The sequence below is a fragment of the Pseudomonas sp. FG98 genome (assembly GCF_057808595.1).
Window position 1 is genome coordinate 16,119 of the sequence record NZ_JBMDIJ010000056.1, and the last position, 25,632, is coordinate 41,750.

Sequence of the window (25,632 nt, forward strand, 5' to 3'; positions counted from 1 at the left end):
GATGCGCTCTCTTACCCTTCATCTGAAAGTCCTGATCACCGTCCTGGTGCTCCTGGGCGTCCTGATCACGGCCTATCAGATCTTCTTCCTCGGCATCCCGGTGACCGAGGACGAGACCGACGACCTGTGGAACATCGACGCCAAGGTCGAGTTCGTCGCCAGCCCGAAAGACCCGGTCAAGGTCCAGATGTACGTACCGCCGCTGAGCCATGACTACGTCAGCCTCAACGAGAGCTTCATCTCCAACAACTACGGGGTCAGCGTCAACCGCGTCGACGGCAACCGCAAGGTGACCTGGTCGGCACGCCGCGCCAGCGGCAACCAGACCCTGTACTACCGCCTGGTCCTGACCAAGCGCTACAGCAGCGAAAAACCCAAGGTCAAGGGCCCGACCTTCCGCGACAGCCTGCCGGTGGAAGGTCCCGAGAAGATCGCCGCCGAAGCCCTGATGGCGCCGATCCGCCAGCACTCCGCCGACGTCGAGACCTTCGTCAGCGAGACCATCAAGCGTGTCAACAATCTCAACGACGACAACGTCAAGCTGCTGCTGGCCGGCGATACCTCGGTGCAGAAGAAGGCCAAGGTCATCGACCTGCTGCTGTCCATCGCCCACGTGCCGCTGGAACGGGTGCAGACCATCCGCCTGGTGGCCGACCAGCCGCAGACCCCGGAACTCTGGCTGCGCAGCTTCAACGGCAACGACTGGCTGTACTTCAACCCCGAGACCGGCGAGCAGGGCCTGCCCAGCGACCGCCTGCTGTGGTGGACCGGTGACGACAACCTGATCACCGTCGACGGCGGCAAGAAGGTCAACGTCAGCTTCAGCCTGAACAACAGCGAGATGAACGCCATCCGCCTGGCCAAGCTGACCGACGAGAACACCGACGCCGACTTCCTCGAATACTCCCTCTACGGCCTGCCACTGCAGACCCAGCAGACCTTCATGATCATGGTGATGATCCCGATCGGCGTGCTGGTGATCCTGATCCTGCGCAACCTGATCGGCCTGCAGACCCTGGGTACCTTCACCCCGGTGCTGATCGCCCTGGCCTTCCGCGAGACCCAGCTGGGCTTCGGTATCGTCCTGTTCACGGTGATCACGGCGCTTGGCCTGTCGCTGCGCTCCTACCTCGAACACCTCAAGTTGCAGATGCTGCCGCGGTTGTCGGTGGTGCTGACCTTCGTCGTGGTACTGATCGCCGCCATCAGCCTGTTCAGCCACAAGCTGGGCCTGGAACGCGGCCTGTCGGTGGCGCTGTTCCCGATGGTGATCCTGACCATGACCATCGAACGCCTGTCCATCACCTGGGAAGAGCGCGGCGGCGGCCACGCCATGAAGGTCGCCATCGGCACGCTGTTCGCCGCCTCCCTGGCGCATCTGCTGATGAGCGTGCCGGAGCTGGTGTACTTCGTCTTCACCTTCCCGGCGGTGCTGCTGATCCTGGTGGGCTTCATGCTGGCGATGGGTCGCTACCGCGGCTACCGCCTGACGGAGCTGGTTCGCTTCAAGGCTTTCGTAAAGGCTGACGCCTGATGTTCGGACTCTGGAAAACCTGGAAGGCCCTGGAAGCCCGGGGCATCATGGGTATCAACCGGCGCAACGCGGACTATGTCCTGAAGTACAACAAGCGCCACCTGTACCCCATCGTCGACGACAAGATCATCACCAAGGAGCGGGCGATCCAGGCCGGCATCCATGTGCCGGAAATGTACGGGATCATCTCCACCGAGAAAGAGATCGAGAAACTCGACGAGATCATCGGCGGACGCAGCGACTTCGTCATCAAGCCGGCCCAGGGTGCCGGCGGTGACGGCATCATGGTCATCGCCGACCGCTTCGAGAACCGCTACCGCACGGTGTCCGGCAAGATCATCAGCCACGAGGAAATCGAGCACCAGATCTCCAGTATCCTCACCGGCCTGTACTCCCTCGGCGGACACCGCGACCGCGCGCTGATCGAATACCGGGTAACCCCGGACCAGATCTTCAAGAGCATCAGCTACGAAGGCGTGCCGGACATCCGCATCATCGTGCTGATGGGCTACCCGGTGATGGCCATGCTGCGCCTGCCGACCCGCCAGTCCGGCGGCAAGGCCAACCTGCACCAGGGCGCCATCGGCGTCGGTGTCGACCTGGCCACCGGTGTCACCCTGCGCGGCACCTGGCTGAACAACATCATCAGCAAGCACCCGGACACCACCAACGCGGTGGACGGCGTGCAACTGCCGAACTGGGACGGCTTCATGAAACTCGCCGCCGGCTGCTACGAGCTGTGCGGCTTGGGCTACATCGGCGTGGACATGGTCCTGGACCAGGACAAGGGTCCGCTGATCCTCGAACTCAACGCCCGCCCCGGCCTGAACATCCAGATCGCCAACGACTGCGGCCTGACCCAGCGCACCCACGCCATCGAGGCGCACCTCGAAGAGCTGGCAAAGGATGGCAAGCAGGAAACTGCCGAGGAGCGCGTGCGCTTCGCCCAGCAGCTGTTCGGTCACGTTCCTTCCAAGCAGTAACGACTGCCGCCCCGGCGCTCTTGCGCACGGGGCGGTCGTTCAAACCCCTAGGAGCAATCGTTTCGGGGGTCTACAATGCCTCCCCCGCCTCGCCGACCGTTCAGACGAATGCCGACCTGCACCCTGGTTCCCCTGCCCTATCTTCCCGATCCGGCGCCTTATTTCGCCCGAGTACGCCATGCGCCCGGCGCGGTGCTGCTGGACAGCGCCCGTCCCGGTGCCGAACGCGGCCGCTTCGACCTGCTCAGCGCCTGGCCGCTGCACAGCCTGGTGGCCCAGGAGGGTGAAAGCGGTACGGCGTACTTGCAGCGCCTGCGCGAAAGCCTCGCGCAACTCGGCGAGGCGCAGTTGCCGGTCGGGGTCGAGCTGCCGTTTGCCGGCGGTTTGATCGGTTACCTGAGCTATGACTTCGGCCGCCGCCTGGAGCACCTGCCGGCGCTGGCCCGGGACGATCTCGGCCTGCCCGATGCGACCCTTGGGCTGTATGCCTGGGCGCTGCTCAGTGATCACCAGTTGGGCACCAGCCAGTTGCTGTTCCACCCCACCCTGCCCGTAGCCGAGCGCCAGCGTCTGGTCGACCTGTTCACCCTGCCCGCTGAAGCAGATAACGGAACCGGCTTCCGTCTCGATGCCCCGATGCGCGGTGACCTTACCCCCGACGACTATCGCCAGGCCTTCGAACGGGTCCAGCAGTACATCCAGGCCGGCGACTGCTACCAGATCAACCTGACCCAGCGCTTCCGCGCGCCGTGCCAGGGCGATCCGTGGAGTGCCTACCAGGCATTGCGCGCCGCCTGTCCCACACCGTTTTCCGGCTTCCAGGTACTGGAGGATGGCAGCGCCCTGCTGAGCCTGTCGCCGGAGCGCTTTATCAGGGTCAGCCACGGCCAGGTGGAAACCCGGCCGATCAAGGGCACCCGGCCACGCAGCGCCGATCCACAGGAAGATCGCGCCAACGGCGAGGAACTGCTGGCCAGCACCAAGGACCGCGCCGAGAACCTGATGATCGTCGACCTGCTGCGCAACGACCTCGGGCGCACCTGCGAGATCGGTTCGGTGCGGGTGCCGGAGCTGTTCAGCCTGGAGAGCTACCCCAACGTTCACCATATGGTCAGCAGCGTCACCGGGCGCCTGGCGGCGGACAGGGATGCCCTGGACCTGATCGCCGGCAGCTTCCCCGGCGGCTCGATCACTGGCGCGCCGAAGATCCGCGCGATGGCCATCATCGACGAGCTGGAGCCCAGCCGCCGGGCGCTGTATTGCGGGTCGCTGTTGTATGTGGACGTGCGCGGCGAGATGGACAGCTCGATCGCCATTCGCAGTTTGCTGGTGAAGGATGGGCAGGTGTGCTGCTGGGGTGGTGGTGCGGTGGTGGCGGACTCGGAGTGGGAGGCCGAGTATCAGGAGTCGATTACCAAGGTGCGGGTGCTTCTGGAAACTCTTCAGGGCTTGTGAGGGCCTCATCGCTGGCAAGCCAGCTCCCACAGGCTCGGCGGCGCACGCGGTCACTGTGGGAGCTGGCTTGCCAGCGATAGGGCCTTCACAGACCCTGCATTATCTAAAGGCTCAACGCCCGGTTCGAAGCCTTGATGAACTCCTGCTTCAACGCCTCGAAATCATGCACCGCCGGGAACTGCGGGAACTCGCGGATCACATTTTCCGGCGCATGGAACAGGATCCCCGCGTCCGCCTCACCCAGCATGGTGGTGTCGTTGTACGAATCCCCCGCCGCGATCACCCGGTAGTACAGGCTCTTGAACGCCAGCACCGACTGGCGCTTGGGGTCCTTCTGGCGCAGCTGGTAGCTCACAACGCGATCATTCTCGTCGGTGATCAGGCGATGGCACAGCAGGGTCGGGAAGCCCAGCTGGCGCATCAGCGGCTGGGAGAACTCGTAGAAAGTGTCGGAGAGGATCACCACCTGGAAGCGCTCGCGCAGCCAGTTGACGAACTCGATGGCGCCGTCCAGCGGCTTGAGGGTAGCGATGACTTCCTGGATATCCGCCAGCTTCAGGCCGTGCTCGTCGAGGATGCGCAGGCGCTGCTTCATCAGTACGTCGTAGTCCGGAATGTCGCGGGTGGTGGCCCGCAGCGATTCGATTCCGGTTTTTTCCGCGAAGGCGATCCAGATTTCCGGGACCAGTACGCCTTCCAGATCGAGACAGGCAATTTCCACAGCTCACTCCTCGAACAACGCCAAAAATGGAAGGCGCACTCTAAGGCCAGCAATGCAGCCCGTCTACCCGGCATTTTTTGGTAACATCTGCCCACTACGAGCGCCCAGCGCCATTCAATGACCGGAAGCCGCCTGATGAGCCAACCCTTCGACGTCGCCGCCCTTGCCGCGACCTACGCCAACAAGTCACCCCAGGACATCCTCAAGCTCGCCTTCGAGCATTTCGGCGACGACCTGTGGATTTCCTTCAGCGGCGCCGAAGACGTGGTGCTGGTGCACATGGCCTGGAAGCTCAACAAGCAGGTCAAGGTGTTCAGCCTCGATACCGGGCGCCTGCATCCCGAGACCTACCGCTTCATCGATCAGGTGCGCGAGCAATACAAGCTGCCGATCGAGATCCTCTCGCCGGATCGCGACAGGCTCGACCCCTTCGTCAAGGAAAAGGGCCTGTTCAGCTTCTACAAGGACGGCCACGGCGAATGCTGCGGCGTGCGCAAGATCGAACCGCTGCGGCGCAAGCTGAGCACGGTCAGCGCCTGGGCCACCGGCCAGCGCCGCGACCAGAGCCCGGGCACCCGCAGCCAGGTGGCGGCCCTGGAAATCGACAGCGCCTTCTCCACCCCGGAGCGCACCCTGTACAAGTTCAACCCGCTGGCGCAGATGAGCAGCGCGGAAGTCTGGGGCTATATCCGCATGCTCGAACTGCCGTACAACAGCCTGCACGAGCGCGGTTTCATCAGCATCGGCTGCGAGCCATGCACCCGCCCGGTGCTGCCGAACCAGCACGAGCGCGAGGGCCGCTGGTGGTGGGAAGAGTCGACCCAGAAGGAATGCGGGCTGCATGCCGGCAACCTGATCACCAAGAGCTGATCGGCAGAAACGAAAAAACCGGCCAAGGCCGGTTTTTTCATGGGTGCCTGAAACTCAGTGCACCGGCAGTTCGACACCTTCGAACAGCTCTTCCAGTTCCTGCTTGTTATGGCACTGGATCGCCTTGGCCATCACTTCGCGGGTCAGGTGCGGGGCGAACTTCTCGATGAAGTCGCACATGAAGCCACGCAGGAAGGTACCGCGACGGAAACCGATCTTGGTGATGCTGGACTCGAACAGCTCGCTGGCATCGAGCACCACCAGGTCGCTGTCGAGCTTCGGATCCACCGCCATCTTGGCGACGATGCCGACACCCAGGCCGAGGCGCACGTAGGTCTTGATGACGTCGGCGTCGGCGGCGGTGAACACCACTTTCGGGGTCAGGCCGCGGTGGCTGAAGGCTTCGTCGAGCTTGGAACGACCAGTGAAACCGAACACGTAGGTGACGATCGGGTATTCGGCCAGCACTTCCAGGGTCAGTTTCGGCAGCTTGGTCAGCGGATGGCCCTGGGGCACCACCACGCAGCGGTTCCAGCGGTAGCACGGCATCATCACCAGGTCACCGAACAGCTCCAGGGCTTCGGTGGCGATGGCGAAGTCGACGGTGCCGTCGGCGGCCATCTCGGCGATCTGCATCGGCGAACCCTGGTGCATGTGCAGGGCCACTTCCGGGTATTGCTTGATGAACGAGCTGATCACCGGCGGCAAGGCATAGCGCGCCTGGGTGTGGGTGGTGGCGATGGACAGGGTGCCCTTCTTCTCGTTGGAGAATTCCTGGGCGATCTGCTTGATGCTCTCGACCTTGCGCAGGATTTCCCCGGCAGTGTTGATGATCCGCTCGCCCGCAGGCGTGACACGGGTCAGATGCTTGCCGCTGCGGGCAAACACTTCCACGCCCAGCTCGTCTTCCAACAGGCGAATCTGCTTGCTGATCCCCGGCTGGGAGGTGTACAGGCTCTGCGCTGTCGCGGAAACGTTGAGATCGTGGTGCGCCACTTCCCAGATGTAGCGCAATTGTTGAAGCTTCATAGGTATCCCTCAGAGGCTGGGCGTCACCGGCAACAGCGACGAGTTATAACTATATTAGTGGTCAGGAGAATAAATCTAGAACAATTTCACCGGTTTTCTTACAGGCGATACGGAAAAACCCTTCAAACTTTCCGCCGCCCCAGATGTTGCGCGAGCGGCACCATGTATACCGGCACCGGCGACAACTGCAGAATCCGCACCGCCGTGCGGCCAATCGGAATCTCCGCCCCGGCCCCCTGGCTATGGCTGCCGACAATCAGCAGATCGACATTGAGGCGATGGGCCTGTTCCAGGATCACCTCCGCCGGATCCCCCTGGCGCACCCGCACCGCGCGAATCAGCGCCAGATCCTCCTGATCCCCCAGTTCATCGCGAAAGTTTTCCAGCACCCGCTGTTCGATGTTGGCCATCACGGTATTCACGCCCTGGCTGTGCAACTGGTCCAGGGTCTGCTCGTCGAGGTAACTCTGCAGCAGCGATTCGGCGAATTGCCCCATGGGCTCGACGGCATGGATCACGTAGAGCTCCGCATTGAAATTCCGCGCCAGGGCCAGCGCGTGTTGCATGACATAAGGCGCGTATACACCGAGGTCCGTGGCGTACAACATCGAACGGATCATTTGACCTCCTCGACTGCCAGAGCGGCAGGGCAAGCTTCAGCTTAGCAGCGCCAAACCGATGCGCAGGCCCCGTCCGGCGGGGCTTACGGCAGGTCCGACTGGTTGCTGATACCGTGCGGCACGTGGCCGGTGGCGACGACCTTGCCGGCCCGCTCGCAATGCCCGGTCTGGTCGTCGAAGAACACGTCGGCGGCGAACGCTTCGAGGAACGCCGACTTGTCCAGGCCACCAAGAAACAGCGACTCGTCGAGACGGATATCCCACTCGCGCAGGGTGCGGATCACCCGCTCATGCGCCGGTGCCGAGCGGGCGGTGACCAGCGCGGTACGGATCGGGCAGGCGGTGCTGGGGAACTCGCCCTGCAATTGATTCAGAGCCGCCAGGAATGGCTTGAACGGCCCGCCGCGCAGGGCCTGGCGGGCGGCCAGCCGCTCGTTGGCCTGGAAGGCTTCGAGCCCGCCCATCTGGTAGACCCGCTCGGACTCGTCGGAGAACAGCACGGCATCGCCATCGAAAGCGATGCGCAGCTCCTCGGTCGCCTCACGGTGGATCCCGCCGGAAAGAATGGTGGCAGCGGCAAACCCGGCATCCAGGGCGCTGCGCACGTCGTCGGCGTCAGTGGAGAGGAACAGGTGGCAACCGAAGGCCGCCAGATAAGGATAAGGACTGCGCCCGCCGACGAAGGCCGCACGGGAAATACCCAGACCGTAATGCTCGATGGAGTTGAAGGCGCGCAGGCCGGTGTCGGCACTGTTGCGCGAGACCAGCACCACCTCGACCCGGGGCTGGCCGAGCAAGGTATTCAGTCCCAGCAGCTTCTGCACCAGCAGGAAGGCATCGCCAGGTTGCAGGGGCTCATCCTCGTGCTCGATCTGATACTGGCGATAAGCCTCGACGCCTTCGGCGAGGAACAGCCGGTGACTCTCCCCCAGGTCGAACAGTGCCCGCGAGGAGATCGCCACCACCAGTTTGTCGTTCAGGCCTTTGCTCATTGCACTTCTGCCTTGTGATTGAAGGATGTACGCGGTCGATATTAGGGATTTCTGCCGACATTGGAGCGACCTCAGCCACTTTAGTCGCAAAAACCCGGTTTCAAAGGCCCGAAGCGCACTGTTATCAGGCATTTGCCCATTGTCGAGGCAAGGGATTACGCGCTAAGGTTCCGCTCCCCGCTGAGCTCAATCATGCTGCTCCGCCGCACGGGGATCGCTGGCGGCCGGCATCCGTGACCTGACGAGTAACACGATGGCTGATTTACCGATCGACGACCTTAACGTTGCCTCCAACGAGACACTGATCACGCCCGATCAACTCAAGAAGGAGATCCCACTCAGCGCCACCGCGCTTCAGACCGTGACCGCAGGCCGTGAAGTGGTGCGCAATATCCTCGACGGCAAGGATCATCGCCTGTTCGTCGTGGTCGGCCCCTGCTCCATCCATGACGTCAAGGCCGCCCATGAGTACGCCGAGCGCCTCAAGGTTCTCGCTGCGGAAGTCTCCGACACCCTGTACCTGGTGATGCGCGTCTATTTCGAGAAGCCACGCACCACCGTGGGCTGGAAAGGCCTGATCAACGACCCGTACCTGGATGACTCGTTCAAGATCCAGGACGGCCTGCACATCGGTCGCCAACTGCTGCTGGACCTGGCGGAAATGGGTCTGCCGACCGCCACCGAAGCCCTCGACCCGATTTCCCCGCAGTACCTGCAGGACCTGATCAGCTGGTCGGCCATCGGCGCACGCACCACCGAATCCCAGACCCACCGCGAAATGGCTTCCGGCCTGTCCTCCGCGGTCGGCTTCAAGAACGGCACCGACGGCGGCCTGACCGTAGCGATCAACGCCCTGCAATCGGTCTCCAGCCCGCACCGCTTCCTCGGCATCAACCAGGAAGGCGGCGTATCCATCGTCACCACCAAGGGCAACGCCTACGGTCACGTGGTCCTGCGCGGCGGCAACGGCAAGCCGAACTACGACTCGGTCAGCGTCGCCCTGTGCGAGCAGGCGCTGAACAAGGCCAAGATCAAGCCGAACATCATGGTCGACTGCAGCCACGCCAACTCCAACAAGGACCCGGCCCTGCAGCCACTGGTGATGGAGAACGTCGCCAACCAGATCCTCGAAGGCAACCAGTCGATCATCGGCCTGATGGTGGAAAGCCACCTGAACTGGGGCTGCCAGGCGATTCCAAAGGACCTCGACCAGTTGCAGTACGGGGTTTCCATCACCGACGCCTGCATCGACTGGGAAGCCACCGCCACCACCCTGCGCAACATGCGCACCAAGCTCAAGGACGTGCTGCCAAAACGGCGCGCCTGAAAGGCATGAACGAAAACGCCGGGCAATGCCCGGCGTTTTCATATGCGCAATAAATAGAAGAAGCGGTCAGACCTTGGACGAATGCTTCTGGTGCCGCTCCATGTAGCGCTCGACATAGGAGCAGGACGGGATCACGGTATAGCCGCGCTCCTCGGCATAGGCCAGCGCCCGTTCGGTAAGGGCAGCGGCGATACCGCGGCCGCGCAGGGCGTTTGGCACGAAAGTGCGATAGATATCCAGCGTCTGCTTACCCAGGTCCATGTAAGTCAGGTAGGCACGATGACCGTCCACATTGGTCTCGAATTGATGACCGGCCTGGTCATGGTGGATGGACAACGCCTCGCTCATCACTACTCCTCGCGGGTCTTGTAACAAAACCCTACCTTAACCGATGTTTGTCCGGCGAAGGAACCTCTACGCCACCCCGTGCCCATGTGGACAGCAAGAACGGCCTGCTCGTTCTCCAGGCCCCAGGCACGCTACAAATAGTAGGCGCCCCCTGCCCGGATGCTCAAGGTACTGGTCGGAAAAAATTCCACGTCGCGGGACACCTGGATGGCGTGCACGGCAACGTCCTGAACTGCTAACCGGATGATCCGTTTGTTATGACGCAACATGACACTAAAAGTCACCATTAGTTCAAGAAAAAGTACTTTTACAAGAACGCCTTACACTAGCAACGCCCGGAAATGCACGGTTTTCGTACACTCCCGCTGTCAAGGCGGATGGCAAGACAATTTTTTTCCAATTCTTGCGCTCTGTCAGTTTACTTACTACAAGTAATGGGTACTATGTACGCCGGCCAGTTTCTCTTTGTTGAGAGATGGCTATTTAATAGAAAGTCCTTGAAGGGGAACACGATGAACAACGTTCTGAAATTCTCTGCTCTGGCCCTGGCCGCAGTTCTGGCTACCGGTTGCAGCAGCGTATCCAAAGAAACCGAAGCTCGTCTGACTGCTACCGAAGACGCAGCAGCTCGTGCACAAGCTCGTGCTGACGAAGCGTATCGCAAAGCCGACGACGCTCTGGCTGCCGCTCAGAAAGCTCAGCAAACTGCTGACGAAGCTAACGAGCGCGCTCTGCGTATGCTGGAAAAAGCCAGCCGCAAGTAATAATCCTTCGGGATTGTTATTTGAAGCCGACCCACTTGTGGGTCGGCTTTTTTATTGCCTGTCACATTCTCCCGGGCAAACAAAAAGGGACCGCAATGCGGTCCCTCGATACATCTTTTTGACAACTACTGCTGTTGATATGGATTGCTCGAGACCATTGGCACATTGCCATCCGCTGCGCTCGGCACCGCGATCTCGACCGGCATCCCATCCTCGGCAGCCACCACGTCACGCACCATATCCCAGTTAACCTGCACGCTGTTGGCCAGGTCTTCACGCTTGAGCAGGGCGTTGATCACGGCGGTGTGCTTGTCCACTACCGACGGATCGCCCTTGTCGTCCAGCGGGGTGTGCGCCTCAAGGTAGACCTTGCCGCCGCTCATGCCGAACTTGTACGGCTCGTTGATGATCCGCACCGGCGTACCTACCGGGGCCATCTTCGCCAGTTCCAGCACGTTGTTGTTGAACATGCGGAAGCAGCCATGACTGGTGCGCATGCCGATGCCGAACTTCTTGTTCGAGCCGTGGATCAGGTAACCCGGCACGCCCAGGGTGAACTTGAACGGCCCCAGCGGGTTGTCCGGACCAGCCGGCACCACGTTCGGCAGCGGATCGCCATCGGCGGCGTGCTCGGCCTTGATCGAAGCCGGCGGAGTCCAGGTCGGGTTCGGCGTCTTGGCGGTCACCTTGGTCTGCGCGATCGGCGAGCCCCAGCCTTCACGGCCGATGCCCAGCGGGTAGGTGTGCACTACGTTCTCGCCTTTCGGGAAGTAGTACATGCGGTACTCGGCGAGGTTGATGACGATACCCTCGCGCGGACCCGGCGGCAGGATGAAGCGGGTTGGCAGGATGATCTCGGTGCCAGCACCCGGCAGCCACGGATCGACGCCCGGGTTGGCGGCGACCATTTCCAGATAGCCCAGGTCACCGGCAGTGCCGATATCGGCGAAGGTGTCTTCGTACTTGGCCTTGATCACCTGGACCTGACCGATGATGTCTTCGCCTGGCGGTGGCAGAGGAAACTCCAGCGCGGAAACGGGACCGGCCGCCAGCAAGGCAGCCAGGGACAGGCAACGGGTGACGGCGGGAAAGCGCGGCAACATCCGGGAAATCCTTCGAAAATTCGGGGGTCAAGGAAGCGATTGTACACCGCTGTAGGAATTTTCGGCATCCACGGCTGCCGGATGGGAAGCGTCCTTCAGAGCTCCGGCCAGACTGGCCTTGTGCCTCTACGCTGGGCCTCCAGGATCGCCCGGCACAATGGGCACAGGCGGCGGTCGCGGTAGACCGTACTGGGCACGCCCGACCAACGTGGCTGGGCCGGCAGCAAGGTGCCGCACAGGGTGCGGTCTGCCGAGCCACCCAGCTCCAGTTGACGGGCCACCAGGTGCACGCGGATCTCCTGACAGGCGAACAGGTCAAGCTGCTCGTCGGGCTCGATCAATTGATAGGCATACAGGGACCAGGCGGGACGCGGCATCGGGGGCTCCAAATCGGGGGCGCAACATTAGCCGAAAGCCGGTCACTATAAAAGCGTCAAAGCAGCGGTTTTATTGCCGGCCAGGCATTTTCCAGCAACTGGCCCTGGGCGTTCTGCGCCGGGTGGATGCCATCGGCCTGCATCAGCTCGGGATGCCCGCCCACACCTTCGAGGAAGAACGGCACCAGGGGAACGTTCTTCTGCATGGCGAGATCGGAATAGACCTGAGCGAAGGCTTTGGTATAGCGCGCGCCGTAGTTCGGCGGCAGTTGCATGCCAAGCAGGAGCACCTTGGCCCCGGATGCCCGGGACTTGTCGATCATCGAGGCAAGATTTTGTTGCAATTGCGTAGGAAGCTGCCCACGCAGCCCGTCATTGCCGCCCAGCTCCAGCACCACGAGGCTCGGCTTGTGCTCGGAAAGCAGCGCCGGCAGCCGCGCCTGGCCGCCTGCACTGGTGTCGCCACTGACCGAAGCATTGACGACCTTGTCCTTGAAACCCTCGTCCCTGAGCCGCTTCTCCAGCAGGGCGACCCACCCCTGGCGGGTATCCAGGCCAAAAGCGGCGCTGATACTATCGCCGACGATCAACACGGTACCCGCCGCTGCGTTCTGCGCCATGCACAGCAAGGCCAGGCCAGCACTCAATAACCACACTCGCATCGGATTCTCCATGGGCCCCAGCATTCTCATTGCGCGGAACCTTAGCAAAGTGGTTCCCAGCGCGGAAGGCAACCTCGCCATCCTGCATGAACTCTCCCTGGAACTGGCGGAAGGCGACAGCCTGGCCATCATCGGGGCCTCGGGCTCCGGCAAGTCCACCCTCCTCGGCCTGCTCGCCGGCCTCGACCAGCCCAGTGCCGGCTCGGTAACCCTGGCCGGCCACGACCTCGGCCCCCTCGATGAAGACCAGCGCGCCAAGGTCCGTGCCGAACACGTCGGCTTCGTGTTCCAGTCGTTCCAGTTGCTCGACAGCCTCAATGCCCTGGAAAACGTCATGCTGCCGCTGGAACTGGACGGTCGCCGCGACGCCCGCGAGCACGCCCGCACCCTGCTCGAACGGGTCGGCCTGGGCCAGCGCCTGAGCCATTCGCCGCGCCAGCTGTCCGGTGGCGAGCAGCAGCGGGTGGCCATTGCCCGAGCCTTCGCCGCCGAGCCGGACGTACTGTTCGCCGACGAACCCACCGGCAACCTCGACAGCCACACCGGCGAGCGCATCAGCGACCTGCTGTTCGAACTGAACAAGGAGCGCGGCACCACCCTGATCCTGGTGACCCACGACGAACGCCTGGCGCGCCGCTGCCGCCGGCAGATCCGCCTGGATGCGGGCCATATGGTCACCCCGATGGAGCCCTAGATGGCACACCTGTCCCTGTTCCGCCTGTTCGCCCTGGCCGTGCGCCAGTTGCTTCGCGACGCCCGTGCCGGCGAGTTGCGGGTGCTGTTCTTCGGCCTGCTGATCGCCGTGGCGGCGAGTACCGCCATCGGCTATTTCGGTGCTCGCCTCAACGGCGCGATGCTGTTGCGCGCCACCGAATTCCTCGGTGCCGACCTGGTGCTGCAGGGCAGCTCGCCGGCCAGTGCCGAGCAGATCGAGCGTGGCACCACGCTCGGCCTGGCCCACGCCAAGGTCGTTGAATTTTCCAGCGTGATCGCCACCGACAACGGCATCCAGCTGTCCAGCGTCAAGGCGGCCGACGCCGCCTATCCCCTGCGCGGCGAACTGCGCAGCGCGCCGGAACCCTATGGCACGGAAACCAGTGGCGGCGGACCCGCGCCGGGCGAAGCCTGGGTCGAACCGCGCCTGCTGGCGGCGCTGAACCTGAAGATCGGCGACAGCATCGACGTCGGCATGAAGACCCTGCGCCTGAGCCGGGTGCTGACCTACGAACCGGACCGCGCCGGCAATTTCTACAGCCTCACCCCGCGGGTCATGATCAACCTCGCCGACCTCGATGCCACCGGCGTGGTCCAGCCCGGCAGTCGGGTGACCTACCGCGAGCTGTGGCGTGGCGACAACCTGGTGCTCGCCGACTACCGCCAGTTCCTCGACGGCAACCTCGCGCCGAACCAGCGCATCCGCGATGCCCGCGATGGCAACCAGCAGATCGGCGGCGCCCTGGGCAAGGCCGAGCGCTACCTGAACATGGCCAGCCTGGTCGCGGTGCTGCTGGCCGGCGTGGCGGTGGCACTGTCGGCCAGCCGCTTTGCCGTGCGCCGTTTCGATGCCAGCGCCCTGCTGCGCTGCCTGGGCCTGTCGCGGCGCCAAGCGCTGAGCCTGTTCTGCCTGCAACTGGCGATTCTCGGCAGCCTCGCCGCGCTGACCGGTGCCCTGCTCGGCTGGCTGGCCCAGCTCGGTCTGTTCGCCCTCCTCGACGGCCTGCTGCCAGCAGAAATCCCTGATGGTGGCGTGGCCCCGGCGCTGGCCGGGATCGCTACCGGACTGGTGGCCCTGGCCGGGTTCGCCCTGCCACCACTGGCCGCCCTCGGCCGGGTACCGCCACTGCGGGTCCTGCGCCGCGACCTGCTGCCCGTACCGCCAAGCAGCTGGCTGGTGTACGGCGCGGCGATCCTCGCCCTCGGCCTGATCATGTGGCGCCTGAGCCTCGACCTGCTGCTGACCTTCGCCCTGCTCGGCGGCGGCCTGGTCGCCGCGCTGCTGCTGGGCGGCCTGCTGCTCGTCGGCTTGCGCAGCCTGCGCCGCCTGCTGGCCGGTGCGCCGCTGGCCTGGCGCCTCGGCCTCGGCCAGTTGCTGCGCCACCCGCTGGCCGCCGCCGGGCAGTCCCTGGCCTTCGGCCTGATCCTCCTGGCCATGGGCCTGATCACCTTGCTGCGCATCGAGTTGCTGGACACCTGGCACAACCAGTTGCCCGAGGACGCGCCAAACTACTTCGCGCTGAATATCCTCGAAGACGACAAGGCCGCGTTCAGCAAGGAACTGGCCGGTTTCTCCAGTCACGCCGCGCCGCTGTACCCGGTGGTGCCGGGGCGTCTCACGCAGATCAACGGCGAAGCGGTGCAACAGATCGTCAGCAAGGATTCCGCCGGCGACCGCGCCGTACAGCGCGACCTGAGCCTGACCTGGGCCGCCGAGCTGCCGGACGACAACAGCATCAGCGCCGGGCAATGGTGGCAGGGCCAGCCACAGACCGAGGCGATCCCCGGCGTATCGGTGGAGGCCAAGCTGGCGGAAAGCCTCAAGCTCAAGCTGGGTGACAAGCTGACCTTCGTGATTGGCGGCGACACCCGCGAGGCCGTGGTCAGCAGCCTGCGCGAGGTCAACTGGGATACCTTCCAGCCCAACTTCTACATGATCTTCCAGCCCGGCACCCTGCAGGGTCTGCCGGCCACCTACCTGACCAGCTTCTACCTGGCGCCGGGCAACGACCAGCAGATCGTCGCCCTGTCCCGGGCCTTCCCGGCGGCGACCATCCTCCAGGTCGATGCCCTGCTCGAACAACTGCGCAGCATCCTCGCTCAGGTCACCCTGGCGGTGCAGTACGTGCTGCTGTTCGTCCTGGCAGCGGGCCTCGCGGTGCTATTCGCCGGCCTGCAGGCGACCCTCGACGAGCGCATCCGCCAGGGCGCCCTGCTGCGCGCCCTCGGTGCCGGGCGGGCGTTGCTGGTCAAGGCGCGGCGCATCGAGTTCGGCCTGCTCGGCGCCGCCAGCGGTGTATTGGCGGCCATCGGTTGCGAACTGATCACCTGGGTGCTGTACCGCTATGCCTTCGACCTGGAATGGAGCCCGCATCCTTCGCTGCTGCTGTTGCCGCTGGTGGGTGCGGTACTGGTCGGCGGCGCCGGCGTACTGGGTACCCGCCGGGCGCTGAATGCCAGCCCGCTGGCGGTGCTGCGTGAAGGCTGAGCACGGGTTACCCTAGTGTGGTGTTTCACAAATAACGACCATAATTCGCGGCGCTTTTTGCGCTCATGCTGCGTTGTCGCTCCTCGCCGTAGCTGGGCTACGACTCGTCGCGCCGCCTTGCCTGAGCACAAAAATCACTCGCGACTTATTGGTCGTATTTGCAAAACACCACACTAGCGTCCCTGACGTAACGCCCGCCCAGGAGAACGGATTGGCTACCAACATCATCACCCGCGAGGGACACGAGGCACTGAAGGCGGAACTGGACCACCTGTGGCGGGTATACCGCCCCGAGATCACCCAGAAGGTGGCGTGGGCCGCCTCCCTGGGCGATCGCAGCGAAAACGCCGACTACCAGTACAACAAGAAGCTCCTGCGCGAGATCGACCGCCGCGTGCGCTACCTGCGCAAGCGCCTTGAGGATGTGAAGGTGGTCGACTACGGCCCGGAACAGGAAGGCCGGGTGTTCTTCGGCGCCTGGGTGGAGATCGAGAACGACGACGGCGAGCAGATGAAATTCCGCATCGTCGGCTATGACGAGATCTACGGGCGCAACGACTACATCTCGGTCGACTCGCCCATGGCCCGGGCGCTGCTGAAGAAGGAAAAGGATGACGAGGTGGTGGTGCAGACGCCTGGGGGTGAGGCGACCTGGTATGTGAACAGCATCAGTTATCCCCGATGAGTTGCATCGCTCTCTCAGGCCCTATCGCTGGCAAGCCAGCTCCCACAGGTTCAGCGGTGCATGCGATCCCTGTGGGAGCTGGCTTGCCAGCGATAGGGCCCGGGAGCACAAAGAAAACCTCAACCCCGAGTGATCAACCCCTGCCGCGCAATCCGGGTCAGATGCCCGATCACCTCGGCCGCCTGCTCCTTGCCCGGCGCCTGGACCACGGCCAGGTCGAAGCGGTCATCGGCGAAGTCCGCCAGCGACGTTTCCAGATCGACGAATTGAATCAGCAGTGCAGTGGCGCGGCCCTTGCGTCGCGGCCAGCCATCGAGGAAGCGAACCAGGGTCGGTTGGTGCGGACCACTCAGCAACACCCGTGGGGTGCGCGCCGACTGGCTGGAAGACAGGGGGGTCAGACAGACACTGGAACGTGGGCAACTCATGGAGTCATATTCTCCGCCTCGCAGATCCCGCTGGGCTGCGGTGGGAGGCATCACCGAACCAGCGTTTTAGCGGTATTCGGATCACCTTGGAGGGCTCTCCCGCGCCCCGCAAGTAGCTGTTTAAATCGGCGCAGGTGGGCATCCTAGAGAAGCCGCTGGCGGACTGTCAACACGACCAATGACAAAGGGCCTGCATGACAGGCCCTTTTCAACGGCTTCAGCTTTTCGAAATCGCCGCGTCCAGCGACGCCCGCCCTGCCCCTTCGAACAGTACCGCCAGCGCGCCGCCCAGCAGCGCCAGGGCGAATTCGTAGCCGTTGTTCTGCATGAACAGGCCGTTGTGGATATGCACCGAGAAGATCGCCACCACCAGCAGGCCAATCAGTGCCACCGCTGCCGGCCGCACCAGCAGGCCGATGACCAGGGCCAGGCCGCCGAAGAACTCCGCGCCGCCGGACAAGGCCGCCATCAGGGTGGGCGGGGTCAGGCCAAGGCTCTCCATGAACTGCGCGGTACCCGCCAGGCCGCCACCGCCAAACCAGCCAAAGAGTTTCTGCGAACCGTGGGCCATGAAGATGATGCCGACGATGATGCGCAGGATTGTCATGCCCCAGCCAGCGCGGGTGGTCATTACGGAGTGGATGGCGTTCATTTGCTGTGTTCCTTACAAGGTGTGTTGTGTTGTTGGCGCCATAATAATCATATTTATGGATATGAAAATCGCAATTAATCCATCATAAAGATCGAATTAATGGATCACTTACCACCCTTCACCTTGCCACCCCGGGAGGACTCCAGCGCCGCCCGCTCCCGGTCGAAGGCCAGGAAGTACTTGTTGACGCTATTAACATAGCTGACCGGCCCCATTCCCACCTGCTCCAGGGCCACCCGCTCGACCTGGAAGAACCACTGGTTCTGGTTCAGCCCGCGCCGCCGCGCTTCCGCACGCATGGCCTGGACCCGTTCCGGGCCGAGGTTGTAGGCGGCCAGGACGAACGCCATGCGCTCGCGCTCGTTGAGCTGGTTGCTGGAGAAGAACTTGCGCCGGATCAGTGCCAGGTAGCGCGCACTGGCCTGGACATTGCCATCGACGCTGTTGATATCGCTGACCCCGACCCGCTGCGCCGCGCTCGGGGTGATCTGCATCAGCCCGTGGGCACCGCCGGCACCGCGGGCCGCCGGGTTCAGCGAGGACTCCTTGAAGGCCAGCGCGGCAAGGTTGAGCCAGTCGAGGTTCTGCGCCTCGGCATGCTTTTGCAGCAGCGGACGCAGCTTGTCCAGGCGCTGGCGGTTGGCCTTGGCCAGCGGGTAATGCACCTTGTACAGGCGCCGGTAGATGCGCTCGAAGGCCACGTCCTGGTCCGCCGGAACGCGGTATTCCTGGAGAAAACGATCGACGCTGGCATGCAGCATCACCGCATCGCGACGCATGAACCAGTGAGTCGATTCCGGTGCCGTCAGGCTGACCTTGCGCTGGATCTGCAGCTTGGGCATGACCTTGGCCCAGCGCTCGGCAATCGGCTGCTCGACCACCGTCAGCGGCAGGATCCCGCCCTGGACCATCTCCAGCACGTCCTCCACCGCCAGGCTCGGATCGATCCACTCGACCTTGATCGGCGCATGCTTGCGCAGGGCCAGGCGCTGGTTGAGCTCGTGCAGGGTGTCACCGGCGGCGCTACCAGCGGGCAGAACCAACGTGCGTCCGGACAGTTGCTCGACCTTGCTATAGCTGCGCTCGCCCTTGCGCCCCACCAGTACCAGCGGCACATGGGCCAATACCGGGTCGCTGGCACTGACGCCACGGGTCGACACCGGATCGAGCAGTTCGCCCGGCGCCACCAGGTCGCCCTCGCCCCGCTGTAGTGCCGGAATGAGTTGCTCCTTGGCCTTTGGAATCAGCTTCAGACGGATTTCCTGGCCGTCGCGGGCGCGAGCGTTGAGGTAGTGTTCGAAGGCCCGCACGCGGTGATACTCGACGCCGTAGGGCTGCCCCTTGACCTCCCCCGAGCTGTTGCGGCTCTGGTTGACCAGCACCCGCAGCTCGCGGCTGGCGCGGATCTGCGCCAGGTCGCGGTCCTTGCCGCTGCTGGCCACCTGGGGCGGACCGGCCACCCGCGCATGCGCCGGCCCTGCAACAAGCAGCCCGGCGAACAGCAGGATCATCAGCAAAGCTCGGGACATCCGGTCTCCAGGAACAGGCCGTGATGGCGTGCGTGGCGGCATACTATGCAGCGGCCTTATGACAATTGACCGCAAATGACCACGGCAACTCATTGAAGTTCTTGTGTTTATTGTTATTTTTCGGCTTTGCCAGCGGGTTTATCCGCGAAATTCGAGGTAGCACCATGCAACTCATCGACATCGGCGTCAATCTGACCAACTCCAGTTTTGCCGGCATTCATCAGGATGTGCTGGACCGCGCCGAGGCCGCCGGGGTGCGGCAGATGCTCCTGACCGGCACCAGCCTGGCCGGCAGCGAGGAAGCCCTGGAACTGTGCCAGCGCCTCGATGAAAGCGGCCAGCGCCTGTTCTCCACCGCTGGCGTGCACCCTCACGATGCCAGTCAATGGGGCGCCGACAGCCCGCGCCATCTGCGCCAGTTGCTGGAGCAGCCACGGGTGCAGGCGGTGGGTGAATGCGGCCTCGACTTCAACCGCGATTTCTCGCCGCGCCCGCAACAGGAAAAGGCCCTGGAAGAGCAGTTGGCCCTGGCCGTCGAACTGCAAATGCCGGTGTTCCTTCACGAGCGCGACGCCAGCGAGCGCCTGCTGCATATCCTCAAGGACTACCGCGACCACCTCAGCGCTGCCGTGGTGCACTGCTTCACCGGCGAGCGCGAGGCGCTGTTCGGCTACCTCGACCTCGACCTGCATATCGGCATCACCGGCTGGATCTGCGACGAGCGCCGCGGCACCCACCTGCATGGCCTGGTCGGCAATATCCCCGAAGGCCGCCTGATGCTGGAAAGCGACGCCCCCTACCTGCTGCCGCGCAGCCTGCGACCGAAGCCGAAGAACGGTCGCAATGAGCCGGCATACCTGCCCGAGGTATTGCGCGAAGTGGCCCGGCATCGCGGCGAGTCCGAAGCCCAGCTGGCGGCACATACAACCCTGTGTGCCCGACGCTTCTTCGGCCTCCCGGAGCTGGCTTGACACATATCAAGATTTATTGCTGATTAGTCGACCAGAATGCTGGCACCTTGCCAAAAAACTTTCCGCTCAAACGCTTAACTCAGAGAAGACCTACCATGGGTGCCTGGCTTAGCAACATCTCCCTGAAGTACAAGTTCTGGGCTGTCAACGCGGTCGCCTTCGTCACCACCCTGTTCCTGGTGTTGTACGCGGTCTTCCTCGAACAGCAGGCCCGGGTCGACGAAGCCCATGACCGCGCCGTCGCCGAAGCCCGATTGCTCGCCGCCTGGCCGGCCGGGCAGGCGCTGCCGCAGGCACCGCATATCCTCGCCTTCGCCCCGGGGCAGACGCCCAGCTACCAGGGCCAGCCGGTCGCTGCCCTGGCCAACGCCAGCGGCTGGGTCAGCCTGGAACCCTACGCAGTGTTCGGCGAAGCGCCGCTGGCCGGGGCCCAGGTGATCAGCCGCGACGGTCAGCGCATCGCCGTGCTGGCGCCGTCGCCCAGCTTCATGCAGGTCTACAGCGACCGCTTCGGCAACTACGCGGTGTGCGTGCTGATCCTGATGCTGGCGATGCTCTGCGCCTCGCAGTTGCTGATCCGCTTCCTGCTCGCCCAGCTCAACACCCTCAAGGACGTGATCCTGCACGTCGAGAAAACCGGCGACCTGTCGGCCCGCGTGCCGCTGTCCTGCGGCGACGAGGTCGGCCAGATGGCCAGTGCCTTCAACGCCATGCAGACCACCTACCACCGGGTGGTCAACACCGTCGCGGTGACCGCCGCGCAACTGGACTCCGGCGCCGCGCGCCTGGCCTCGAGCATGAGCGACGTGCGCCAGGGCATGCTCGGCCAGCAGAGCGAGACCGACCAGGCGGCCACGGCGATCAACGAGATGTCCGCCACCGTCTACCACATCGCCCAGCACGCCGGCGCCACCCGCGACCTGTCGCAGACCGCCGACTCCCTCGCCGGCAGCGGCAAGGAGGTGGTCAACCGGGTGCAGACCTCGATCGCCGGGCTCTCCAGCGGCGTGCAGCAGACCGCCGAGATGATTCGCCAGCTGGCCGAGGACAGCCAGAAGATCAACGGCGTGGTCAACGTGATCCACAGCATTGCCGAACAGACCAACCTGCTCGCCCTCAACGCCGCCATCGAGGCTGCCCGTGCCGGCGACCTGGGCCGTGGCTTCGCCGTGGTCGCCGACGAGGTGCGCAACCTGGCCAAGCGCGTGCAGACCTCCACCGACGAAATCACCGAAATGGTCTCCGCCCTGCAGGCCGGGACCAAGGATGCGGTGGAATTCATGACCGAGAGTTCGTTCAAGGCCGACGACTGCGTCAAGCAGGCCCAGGAGGCTGGCGAGGCGCTGGCGGAAATCACCGCGGCAGTGGCGCAGATGCGCGAAAGCAACACGCAGATCGCCGTGGCGGCGGAGCAGCAGAGCCAGGTCGCGGAAGAGATGAACCGCGCGGTGGTGAGCATCCGTGACGTGACCGAGGACACGGTGCAGCAGACGGTGTCGTCGGCCAGCACCAGCAGCGAACTGGCGACACTGGCCGGGGAGCTGAACAAGGTGATCGGACAGCTGAAGCTGTAGGGAATTGGAGGGCCTCATCGCGGGCAACGCCCGCTCCCACAAGGACCGCGTATACCGCCGAACCCTGTGGGAGCGGGCGTTGCCCGCGATGAGGCAGCAACAGACACACCTATACCACCGATCAATCCCCTCAATTGGCCCCACCCACAAGCCACAACTATTCTTCCGACACGCGCCACCGCAAAGTCCGAGGAATACCCATGAACAAACGCCTGCCCAACCTGCCCGCCTGGCAATGGCGCGGCTATCACCACAATCACCGCAACCCGACCAACCTGGTGCTGCACCTGATCGCCGTGCCGCTGTTCATCGTCGGCGCGCTGCTGGTGCTGTCAGGACTGTTCAGCCTCGACCCGGGCCAGATCATCGTCGGCATCATCAGCCTGATCGCCGGCCTCGGCCTGCAACGCCATGGCCATCGCCTGGAAGCCGCACAGCCGGAGCCGTTCAGCGACCGGCAGGACGCGGTCAAGCGCCTGCTCACCGAGCAGTTCATCACCTTTCCGCGCTTTGTCTTGAGTGGTGCCTGGTGGCGCACCTGGCGCGAACGCCACCGGCATCATTGAGGGTCAGGCGAACACCGTCACCGTCTGCCGGCTGATCGCCAGCAACTCGCCTGCGGCATTCCAGGTGCAGGCGGCGGTATGCCCGTAGCCATCGCGGGAATGCTCGATCACCGCGCAGTACTTGCACCAGTCCAGGGTGCTCAGGCTGGCCACCGGCTGGACGAATTCGATGGTCCAGGTCAGGGTGCTGCCGGCCGCCGGCTTGCTCAGCCAGGGCAAGGTCGCCGGCGGCCAGGCATCCACCAGCGCCAGCAGATGGGCCTCGGTCACCGGCTCTTCCACCGCATCGCGCAGACGCATCCAGCCACCCATCTGGCGATCGGGCTTGTTGGCGAACGGCAGGCTGCCAATACCCCAGCGCATCGACAGGAAGCGGATGTATTCCGGGGTCACACCGGGGATATAGGGCATTTCCGGGCTGGACTCGGCCAGGCTCTTCATCTCCACCGCCGGCAGCGCCGGGATATCGATCACCGAATTGCGCCCGGCACCGAAGCTGCCCTGCACCAGGGTCACCGTCTGGCCGTTCTGGATCGCCCGACCCAGCAGCGAGCTGACCGCCTTGCCTTCACGCAGCAGTTCCACTTCGAAGCTGATCGGTACATTGGGCTCGGCAGGACCGACAAAGGTGATGGCCAGCGAGCGTACCGGACGCTCCGGCGATACCCGGGCGTGCATGGCCTCATACACCAGCGCCGCCATCAGGCCGCCAAAACAGGCGCGCCCCTGGGCCCATTCGGCGGGGATCACTACCTCCTGCGGGCGCTGGCGGACGGCGGTGAGCAGTTGGGAAAAATTCATGCGGACCTCGTCCTGCGGAAAAGTCCTACGATCTTAAGAGCAGACATGGACGGGAGGCAGGCCGCATAACTGCCAATTCAGCGGCCTATCGCTCGTCGATATGCTTGAGCAGGCGGGCCAGGGTCTTGTCGGCCTTGCGCTCGGCGTCCACCAGTTGCGCCTGCCATTGCGCCACCAGCGGCGCCAGGTCCGCCTGTTTTTCCGCCTGGGTCAGCCATTGCAGGAGGTCGTGCCAGTGGCCGAGATCGTCCTGGGCGTTCTTCAGTTCGGCACGCATCGACTTGCCGATCCGGCTCAGCTTCGGATACGCCTCGGTGCCATAACGCGCGCGCTTGATCAGCAGGCGCAGACGGTGACGATCATGGGCGGGGTCGTGCATGGCCTTGACGATGGTCTTCCACTGCTTGTCCAGGCGCTTGCTGATGCGTTTGCCGAGGTCCGGCACCAGTCGCTGATGGTCGATGGCACGAAGAAAGCCGGGGAAGGCGTCGATGATCGCCAGCAATTTCTGCAACTGCGTGCTGGAAGCCACCGAGGCGAAGATCACCCCCTCCCCCGCCAGGCGTCGCTGCGCGGCCGCCGGCATGTCGCGCTCGACCAGTTGTTCGGCCAGCACCTCGCGGTCGCGCAGTGGCGTGGTCAGGTCGCCGATGGCCTTGCCCGCGCTTTCCAACTGATCCACCCCCGGCAATCCGCGCAGCGGTCGCAGCAGGCTGCGCAGGCGCCGCACCGTGGTGCGCAGGTCATGCAGCGCCTCGCTGTCGGTGTTCGCCGCCAGGCGTGCCTGGCACGCCATCAGGCGTACCTGCAGGCCAAGGATCTCGGCGACGACGTGATCGAACATCTTCGACATGCCACCCCCTCATTGCTCAGCGTCCGGCGCGGGACTCGCGAATATAGAAACGGGCTTTCTCGGCTTTCTTGGTGCAGCCCTCGAAGGCCTCGAATTGTTGCTGGGTCTTGGCGCCGGTCAGCAGCGACAGGGCCTTGGAATAGCTGACGGTGCCGGCGAAACCTTCGGCCTTGGCCAGGTCGAGTTCTTTCCAGGCGGCGTCGAGCTGGGAGCCGCAACTGTCACGATAGGCCGTCTTGCCCGCGCAGCCAGCCAGGGCCAGAACGATCAGGGGCAGGGTAATCCAGGCTTTCATGGGGTGTTACCTCAAAAGGATAAATCGGTGATGTTGCCGTGTTCGACGGCGCGGCCATTGAAAAGTGCCATGACCAGCGTAGCCCAGCGCCGACGGTGATTGAAGCGCAGCGGTGAACAGGTGCATTGTTACGTCATGTGACAGGGGGTCGAACCATGAAAAAGCGCGTGGCACTGGTGTTGGGCTCGGGCGGTGCCCGGGGGTATGCGCATATCGGCGTGATCGAGGAAATCGAGCGGCGCGGCTACGAGATCGCCTGTATCGCCGGCTGTTCCATGGGTGCGGTCATCGGCGGGATCTATGCCGCCGGCAAGCTGGAGGACTACCGCAACTGGATCGAAAGCCTCGACTACCTGGATGTGCTGCGCCTGGTCGACGTGAGTTTCCGCCTGGGCGCGATCCGCGGCGAAAAGGTCTTCGGCCAGATCCGCAAGATCGTCGGCGAGATCAATATCGAGCAGTTGCGCATCCCCTACACGGCGGTCGCCACCGACCTCACCAACCAGCAGGAGATCTGGTTCCAGGAAGGCTGCCTGCACCAGGCCATGCGCGCCTCGGCGGCGATTCCCAGCCTGTTCACCCCGGTGGTCCAGGGCAACCGCACCCTGGTCGACGGCGGCATCCTCAACCCGTTGCCGATCATTCCGGTGGTGTCCAGTCACTGCGACCTGATCATCGCGGTCAACCTCAATGCCACCAACCAGAAGCACTACGTGCTGCCGGTGATCGAACGGCCGGCGGCATTCAAGCTGCGCTTCAACCAGTTGATCAGCTCGGTGGGCTCGCGCCTGCCGTTCCGCCGCAAGCAGGCCGAGGCGCTGCTGGGGCTGGAGAAGGAACTGGAGCTGGAGCAGGACCTGCCTGCCGAACCTGCACCGGTCCCCAACCCGTGGCTGGCCGACGCTGCCAGCCCCAAGGCCCAGCAACCTTCGGCGGCGCCGGAAAGCGACGGCGCACCGCGTTCGGCCACGGGCTCGTTCATCGTCGACAACGTCGGACCGGCGTCGCTGCTGGACCTGATCAACCAGAGCTTCGAAGTGATGCAGACCTCGCTGGCGCAATACAAGATCGCCGGGTATCCCCCGGATGTGCTGGTCAACGTGCCGAAGCGGGTGTGCCGCTTCTTCGAGTTCTACAAGGCGCCGGAGCTGATTGCCCTGGGCAGGGAGATTGCCCGGGATACGCTGGATAACTATGAGGCGGAGAAGCGCTGACCTGCTGGTTATTCGTGGGTCTTGCCGGCCTCATCGCTGGCAACGCCAGCTCCCACAGGTTTTGCGGTGTACGCGGA

Annotated in this window: 27 protein-coding genes; 13 read left to right on the top strand and 14 right to left on the bottom strand. The window is 63.9% G+C overall.

Annotated elements, in window-relative coordinates; genetic code table 11:
• Window position 1: 1 nt before the first annotated feature.
• From rloB to pabB, 3 genes are all read left to right on the top strand, one after another.
• Entirely contained in the window at window positions 2-1,534 is a 1,533-nt protein-coding gene (rloB, locus tag ACODSK_RS24035) for an osmotic stress tolerance membrane protein RloB (RefSeq protein ID WP_489019587.1), read from the top strand.
• Window positions 1,534-2,517, top strand: a complete 984-nt coding sequence (locus ACODSK_RS24040; protein ID WP_489019588.1) for an alpha-L-glutamate ligase-like protein — start codon at window positions 1,534-1,536, stop codon at window positions 2,515-2,517. The genes rloB and ACODSK_RS24040 overlap by 1 nt, the downstream gene beginning before the upstream one ends.
• A gap of 108 nt (window positions 2,518-2,625) precedes the next feature.
• Window positions 2,626-3,972, top strand: a complete 1,347-nt coding sequence (gene pabB, locus ACODSK_RS24045) for an aminodeoxychorismate synthase component I (RefSeq protein WP_489019589.1) — start codon at window positions 2,626-2,628, stop codon at window positions 3,970-3,972.
• 103 nt (window positions 3,973-4,075) lie between these two features.
• Here the strand turns inward: pabB and thrH are convergent, their stop codons facing one another.
• Window positions 4,076-4,693, bottom strand: coding sequence for a bifunctional phosphoserine phosphatase/homoserine phosphotransferase ThrH (thrH, locus tag ACODSK_RS24050; RefSeq protein ID WP_489019590.1), 618 nt, complete (start codon window positions 4,691-4,693; stop codon window positions 4,076-4,078).
• A 135-nt stretch (window positions 4,694-4,828) separates the two neighbouring features.
• Between thrH and ACODSK_RS24055 the strand changes: the two genes are divergently transcribed.
• Window positions 4,829-5,563, top strand: coding sequence for a phosphoadenylyl-sulfate reductase (locus ACODSK_RS24055; protein WP_489019591.1), 735 nt, complete (start codon window positions 4,829-4,831; stop codon window positions 5,561-5,563).
• A 54-nt stretch (window positions 5,564-5,617) separates the two neighbouring features.
• Here ACODSK_RS24055 and cysB read toward each other — a convergent pair whose 3' ends face one another.
• From cysB to ACODSK_RS24070, 3 genes are all read right to left on the bottom strand, one after another.
• On the bottom strand, window positions 5,618-6,592 hold the full coding sequence (gene cysB / locus ACODSK_RS24060) for an HTH-type transcriptional regulator CysB (RefSeq protein ID WP_009394496.1): 975 nt from the start codon (window positions 6,590-6,592) through the stop codon (window positions 5,618-5,620).
• 122 nt (window positions 6,593-6,714) lie between these two features.
• Window positions 6,715-7,212, bottom strand: coding sequence for a universal stress protein (locus tag ACODSK_RS24065; protein ID WP_489019592.1), 498 nt, complete (start codon window positions 7,210-7,212; stop codon window positions 6,715-6,717).
• An 83-nt stretch (window positions 7,213-7,295) separates the two neighbouring features.
• Window positions 7,296-8,204, bottom strand: a complete 909-nt coding sequence (locus ACODSK_RS24070) for a 5'-nucleotidase (RefSeq protein ID WP_489019593.1) — start codon at window positions 8,202-8,204, stop codon at window positions 7,296-7,298.
• A gap of 253 nt (window positions 8,205-8,457) precedes the next feature.
• On the opposite strand from ACODSK_RS24070, the gene ACODSK_RS24075 reads away from it, so the two are divergent.
• On the top strand, window positions 8,458-9,531 hold the full coding sequence (locus tag ACODSK_RS24075; RefSeq protein ID WP_489019594.1) for a 3-deoxy-7-phosphoheptulonate synthase: 1,074 nt from the start codon (window positions 8,458-8,460) through the stop codon (window positions 9,529-9,531).
• Between the two features lie 66 nt (window positions 9,532-9,597).
• Here the strand turns inward: ACODSK_RS24075 and ACODSK_RS24080 are convergent, their stop codons facing one another.
• Window positions 9,598-9,879, bottom strand: coding sequence for a GNAT family N-acetyltransferase (locus ACODSK_RS24080; RefSeq protein ID WP_042125370.1), 282 nt, complete (start codon window positions 9,877-9,879; stop codon window positions 9,598-9,600).
• A gap of 512 nt (window positions 9,880-10,391) precedes the next feature.
• On the opposite strand from ACODSK_RS24080, the gene oprI reads away from it, so the two are divergent.
• Window positions 10,392-10,643, top strand: a complete 252-nt coding sequence (gene oprI, locus ACODSK_RS24085) for an outer membrane lipoprotei OprI (protein ID WP_037058464.1) — start codon at window positions 10,392-10,394, stop codon at window positions 10,641-10,643.
• A 125-nt stretch (window positions 10,644-10,768) separates the two neighbouring features.
• Here the strand turns inward: oprI and ACODSK_RS24090 are convergent, their stop codons facing one another.
• From ACODSK_RS24090 to ACODSK_RS24100, 3 genes are all read right to left on the bottom strand, one after another.
• Entirely contained in the window at window positions 10,769-11,746 is a 978-nt protein-coding gene (locus ACODSK_RS24090) for a L,D-transpeptidase family protein (RefSeq protein ID WP_489019595.1), read from the bottom strand.
• A 95-nt stretch (window positions 11,747-11,841) separates the two neighbouring features.
• Window positions 11,842-12,123: a hypothetical protein gene (locus ACODSK_RS24095; protein WP_489019596.1), complete on the bottom strand. Its 282-nt coding sequence runs from the start codon at window positions 12,121-12,123 to the stop codon at window positions 11,842-11,844.
• Between the two features lie 56 nt (window positions 12,124-12,179).
• Entirely contained in the window at window positions 12,180-12,785 is a 606-nt protein-coding gene (locus ACODSK_RS24100) for an arylesterase (RefSeq protein ID WP_489019597.1), read from the bottom strand.
• A gap of 10 nt (window positions 12,786-12,795) precedes the next feature.
• Here ACODSK_RS24100 and ACODSK_RS24105 point away from each other — a divergent pair, with 10 nt between their 5' ends.
• From ACODSK_RS24105 to greB, 3 genes are all read left to right on the top strand, one after another.
• Window positions 12,796-13,479, top strand: a complete 684-nt coding sequence (locus tag ACODSK_RS24105; RefSeq protein ID WP_489019598.1) for an ABC transporter ATP-binding protein — start codon at window positions 12,796-12,798, stop codon at window positions 13,477-13,479.
• A complete protein-coding gene (locus ACODSK_RS24110) occupies window positions 13,480-15,987 on the top strand; it encodes an ABC transporter permease (RefSeq protein ID WP_489019599.1) in 2,508 nt (835 codons plus the stop codon).
• A 211-nt stretch (window positions 15,988-16,198) separates the two neighbouring features.
• Entirely contained in the window at window positions 16,199-16,672 is a 474-nt protein-coding gene (greB, locus tag ACODSK_RS24115) for a transcription elongation factor GreB (protein WP_489019600.1), read from the top strand.
• Between the two features lie 119 nt (window positions 16,673-16,791).
• Here the strand turns inward: greB and ACODSK_RS24120 are convergent, their stop codons facing one another.
• The 3 genes from ACODSK_RS24120 to ACODSK_RS24130 all read right to left on the bottom strand — a co-directional run bounded on the left by ACODSK_RS24120 (window position 16,792) and on the right by ACODSK_RS24130 (window position 19,281).
• Window positions 16,792-17,100 carry a hypothetical protein gene (locus ACODSK_RS24120; RefSeq protein WP_489019601.1) on the bottom strand — a complete coding sequence of 103 codons (309 nt, stop codon included), beginning with the start codon at window positions 17,098-17,100 and terminating at the stop codon, window positions 16,792-16,794.
• A 217-nt stretch (window positions 17,101-17,317) separates the two neighbouring features.
• The gene (locus ACODSK_RS24125; protein ID WP_489019602.1) at window positions 17,318-17,752 is read right to left on the bottom strand and encodes a DoxX family protein; all 435 of its coding nucleotides are present in this window, start codon (window positions 17,750-17,752) and stop codon (window positions 17,318-17,320) included.
• A 104-nt stretch (window positions 17,753-17,856) separates the two neighbouring features.
• Window positions 17,857-19,281, bottom strand: a complete 1,425-nt coding sequence (locus ACODSK_RS24130; protein ID WP_489019603.1) for an MltF family protein — start codon at window positions 19,279-19,281, stop codon at window positions 17,857-17,859.
• A gap of 164 nt (window positions 19,282-19,445) precedes the next feature.
• Here ACODSK_RS24130 and ACODSK_RS24135 point away from each other — a divergent pair, with 164 nt between their 5' ends.
• The 3 genes from ACODSK_RS24135 to ACODSK_RS24145 all read left to right on the top strand — a co-directional run bounded on the left by ACODSK_RS24135 (window position 19,446) and on the right by ACODSK_RS24145 (window position 22,392).
• Window positions 19,446-20,252: a TatD family hydrolase gene (locus ACODSK_RS24135; protein WP_489019604.1), complete on the top strand. Its 807-nt coding sequence runs from the start codon at window positions 19,446-19,448 to the stop codon at window positions 20,250-20,252.
• Window positions 20,253-20,347: 95 nt separating this feature from the next.
• A complete protein-coding gene (locus ACODSK_RS24140) occupies window positions 20,348-21,826 on the top strand; it encodes a methyl-accepting chemotaxis protein (protein ID WP_489019605.1) in 1,479 nt (492 codons plus the stop codon).
• Between the two features lie 200 nt (window positions 21,827-22,026).
• Complete coding sequence (locus ACODSK_RS24145) at window positions 22,027-22,392, top strand: Mpo1-like protein (protein WP_489019606.1); 366 nt, start codon at window positions 22,027-22,029, stop codon at window positions 22,390-22,392.
• 3 nt (window positions 22,393-22,395) lie between these two features.
• On the opposite strand, the gene ACODSK_RS24150 is transcribed toward ACODSK_RS24145, so the two are convergent.
• The 3 genes from ACODSK_RS24150 to ACODSK_RS24160 form a co-directional block, all read right to left on the bottom strand.
• Complete coding sequence (locus tag ACODSK_RS24150; RefSeq protein ID WP_489019607.1) at window positions 22,396-23,193, bottom strand: acyl-CoA thioesterase; 798 nt, start codon at window positions 23,191-23,193, stop codon at window positions 22,396-22,398.
• Window positions 23,194-23,278: 85 nt separating this feature from the next.
• On the bottom strand, window positions 23,279-24,046 hold the full coding sequence (locus ACODSK_RS24155; protein WP_489019608.1) for a CHAD domain-containing protein: 768 nt from the start codon (window positions 24,044-24,046) through the stop codon (window positions 23,279-23,281).
• A gap of 16 nt (window positions 24,047-24,062) precedes the next feature.
• Window positions 24,063-24,341: a hypothetical protein gene (locus tag ACODSK_RS24160; protein WP_009394459.1), complete on the bottom strand. Its 279-nt coding sequence runs from the start codon at window positions 24,339-24,341 to the stop codon at window positions 24,063-24,065.
• A gap of 155 nt (window positions 24,342-24,496) precedes the next feature.
• On the opposite strand from ACODSK_RS24160, the gene ACODSK_RS24165 reads away from it, so the two are divergent.
• On the top strand, window positions 24,497-25,555 hold the full coding sequence (locus tag ACODSK_RS24165; RefSeq protein WP_489019609.1) for a patatin-like phospholipase family protein: 1,059 nt from the start codon (window positions 24,497-24,499) through the stop codon (window positions 25,553-25,555).
• The last annotated feature ends 77 nt before the right edge of the window (window positions 25,556-25,632 follow it).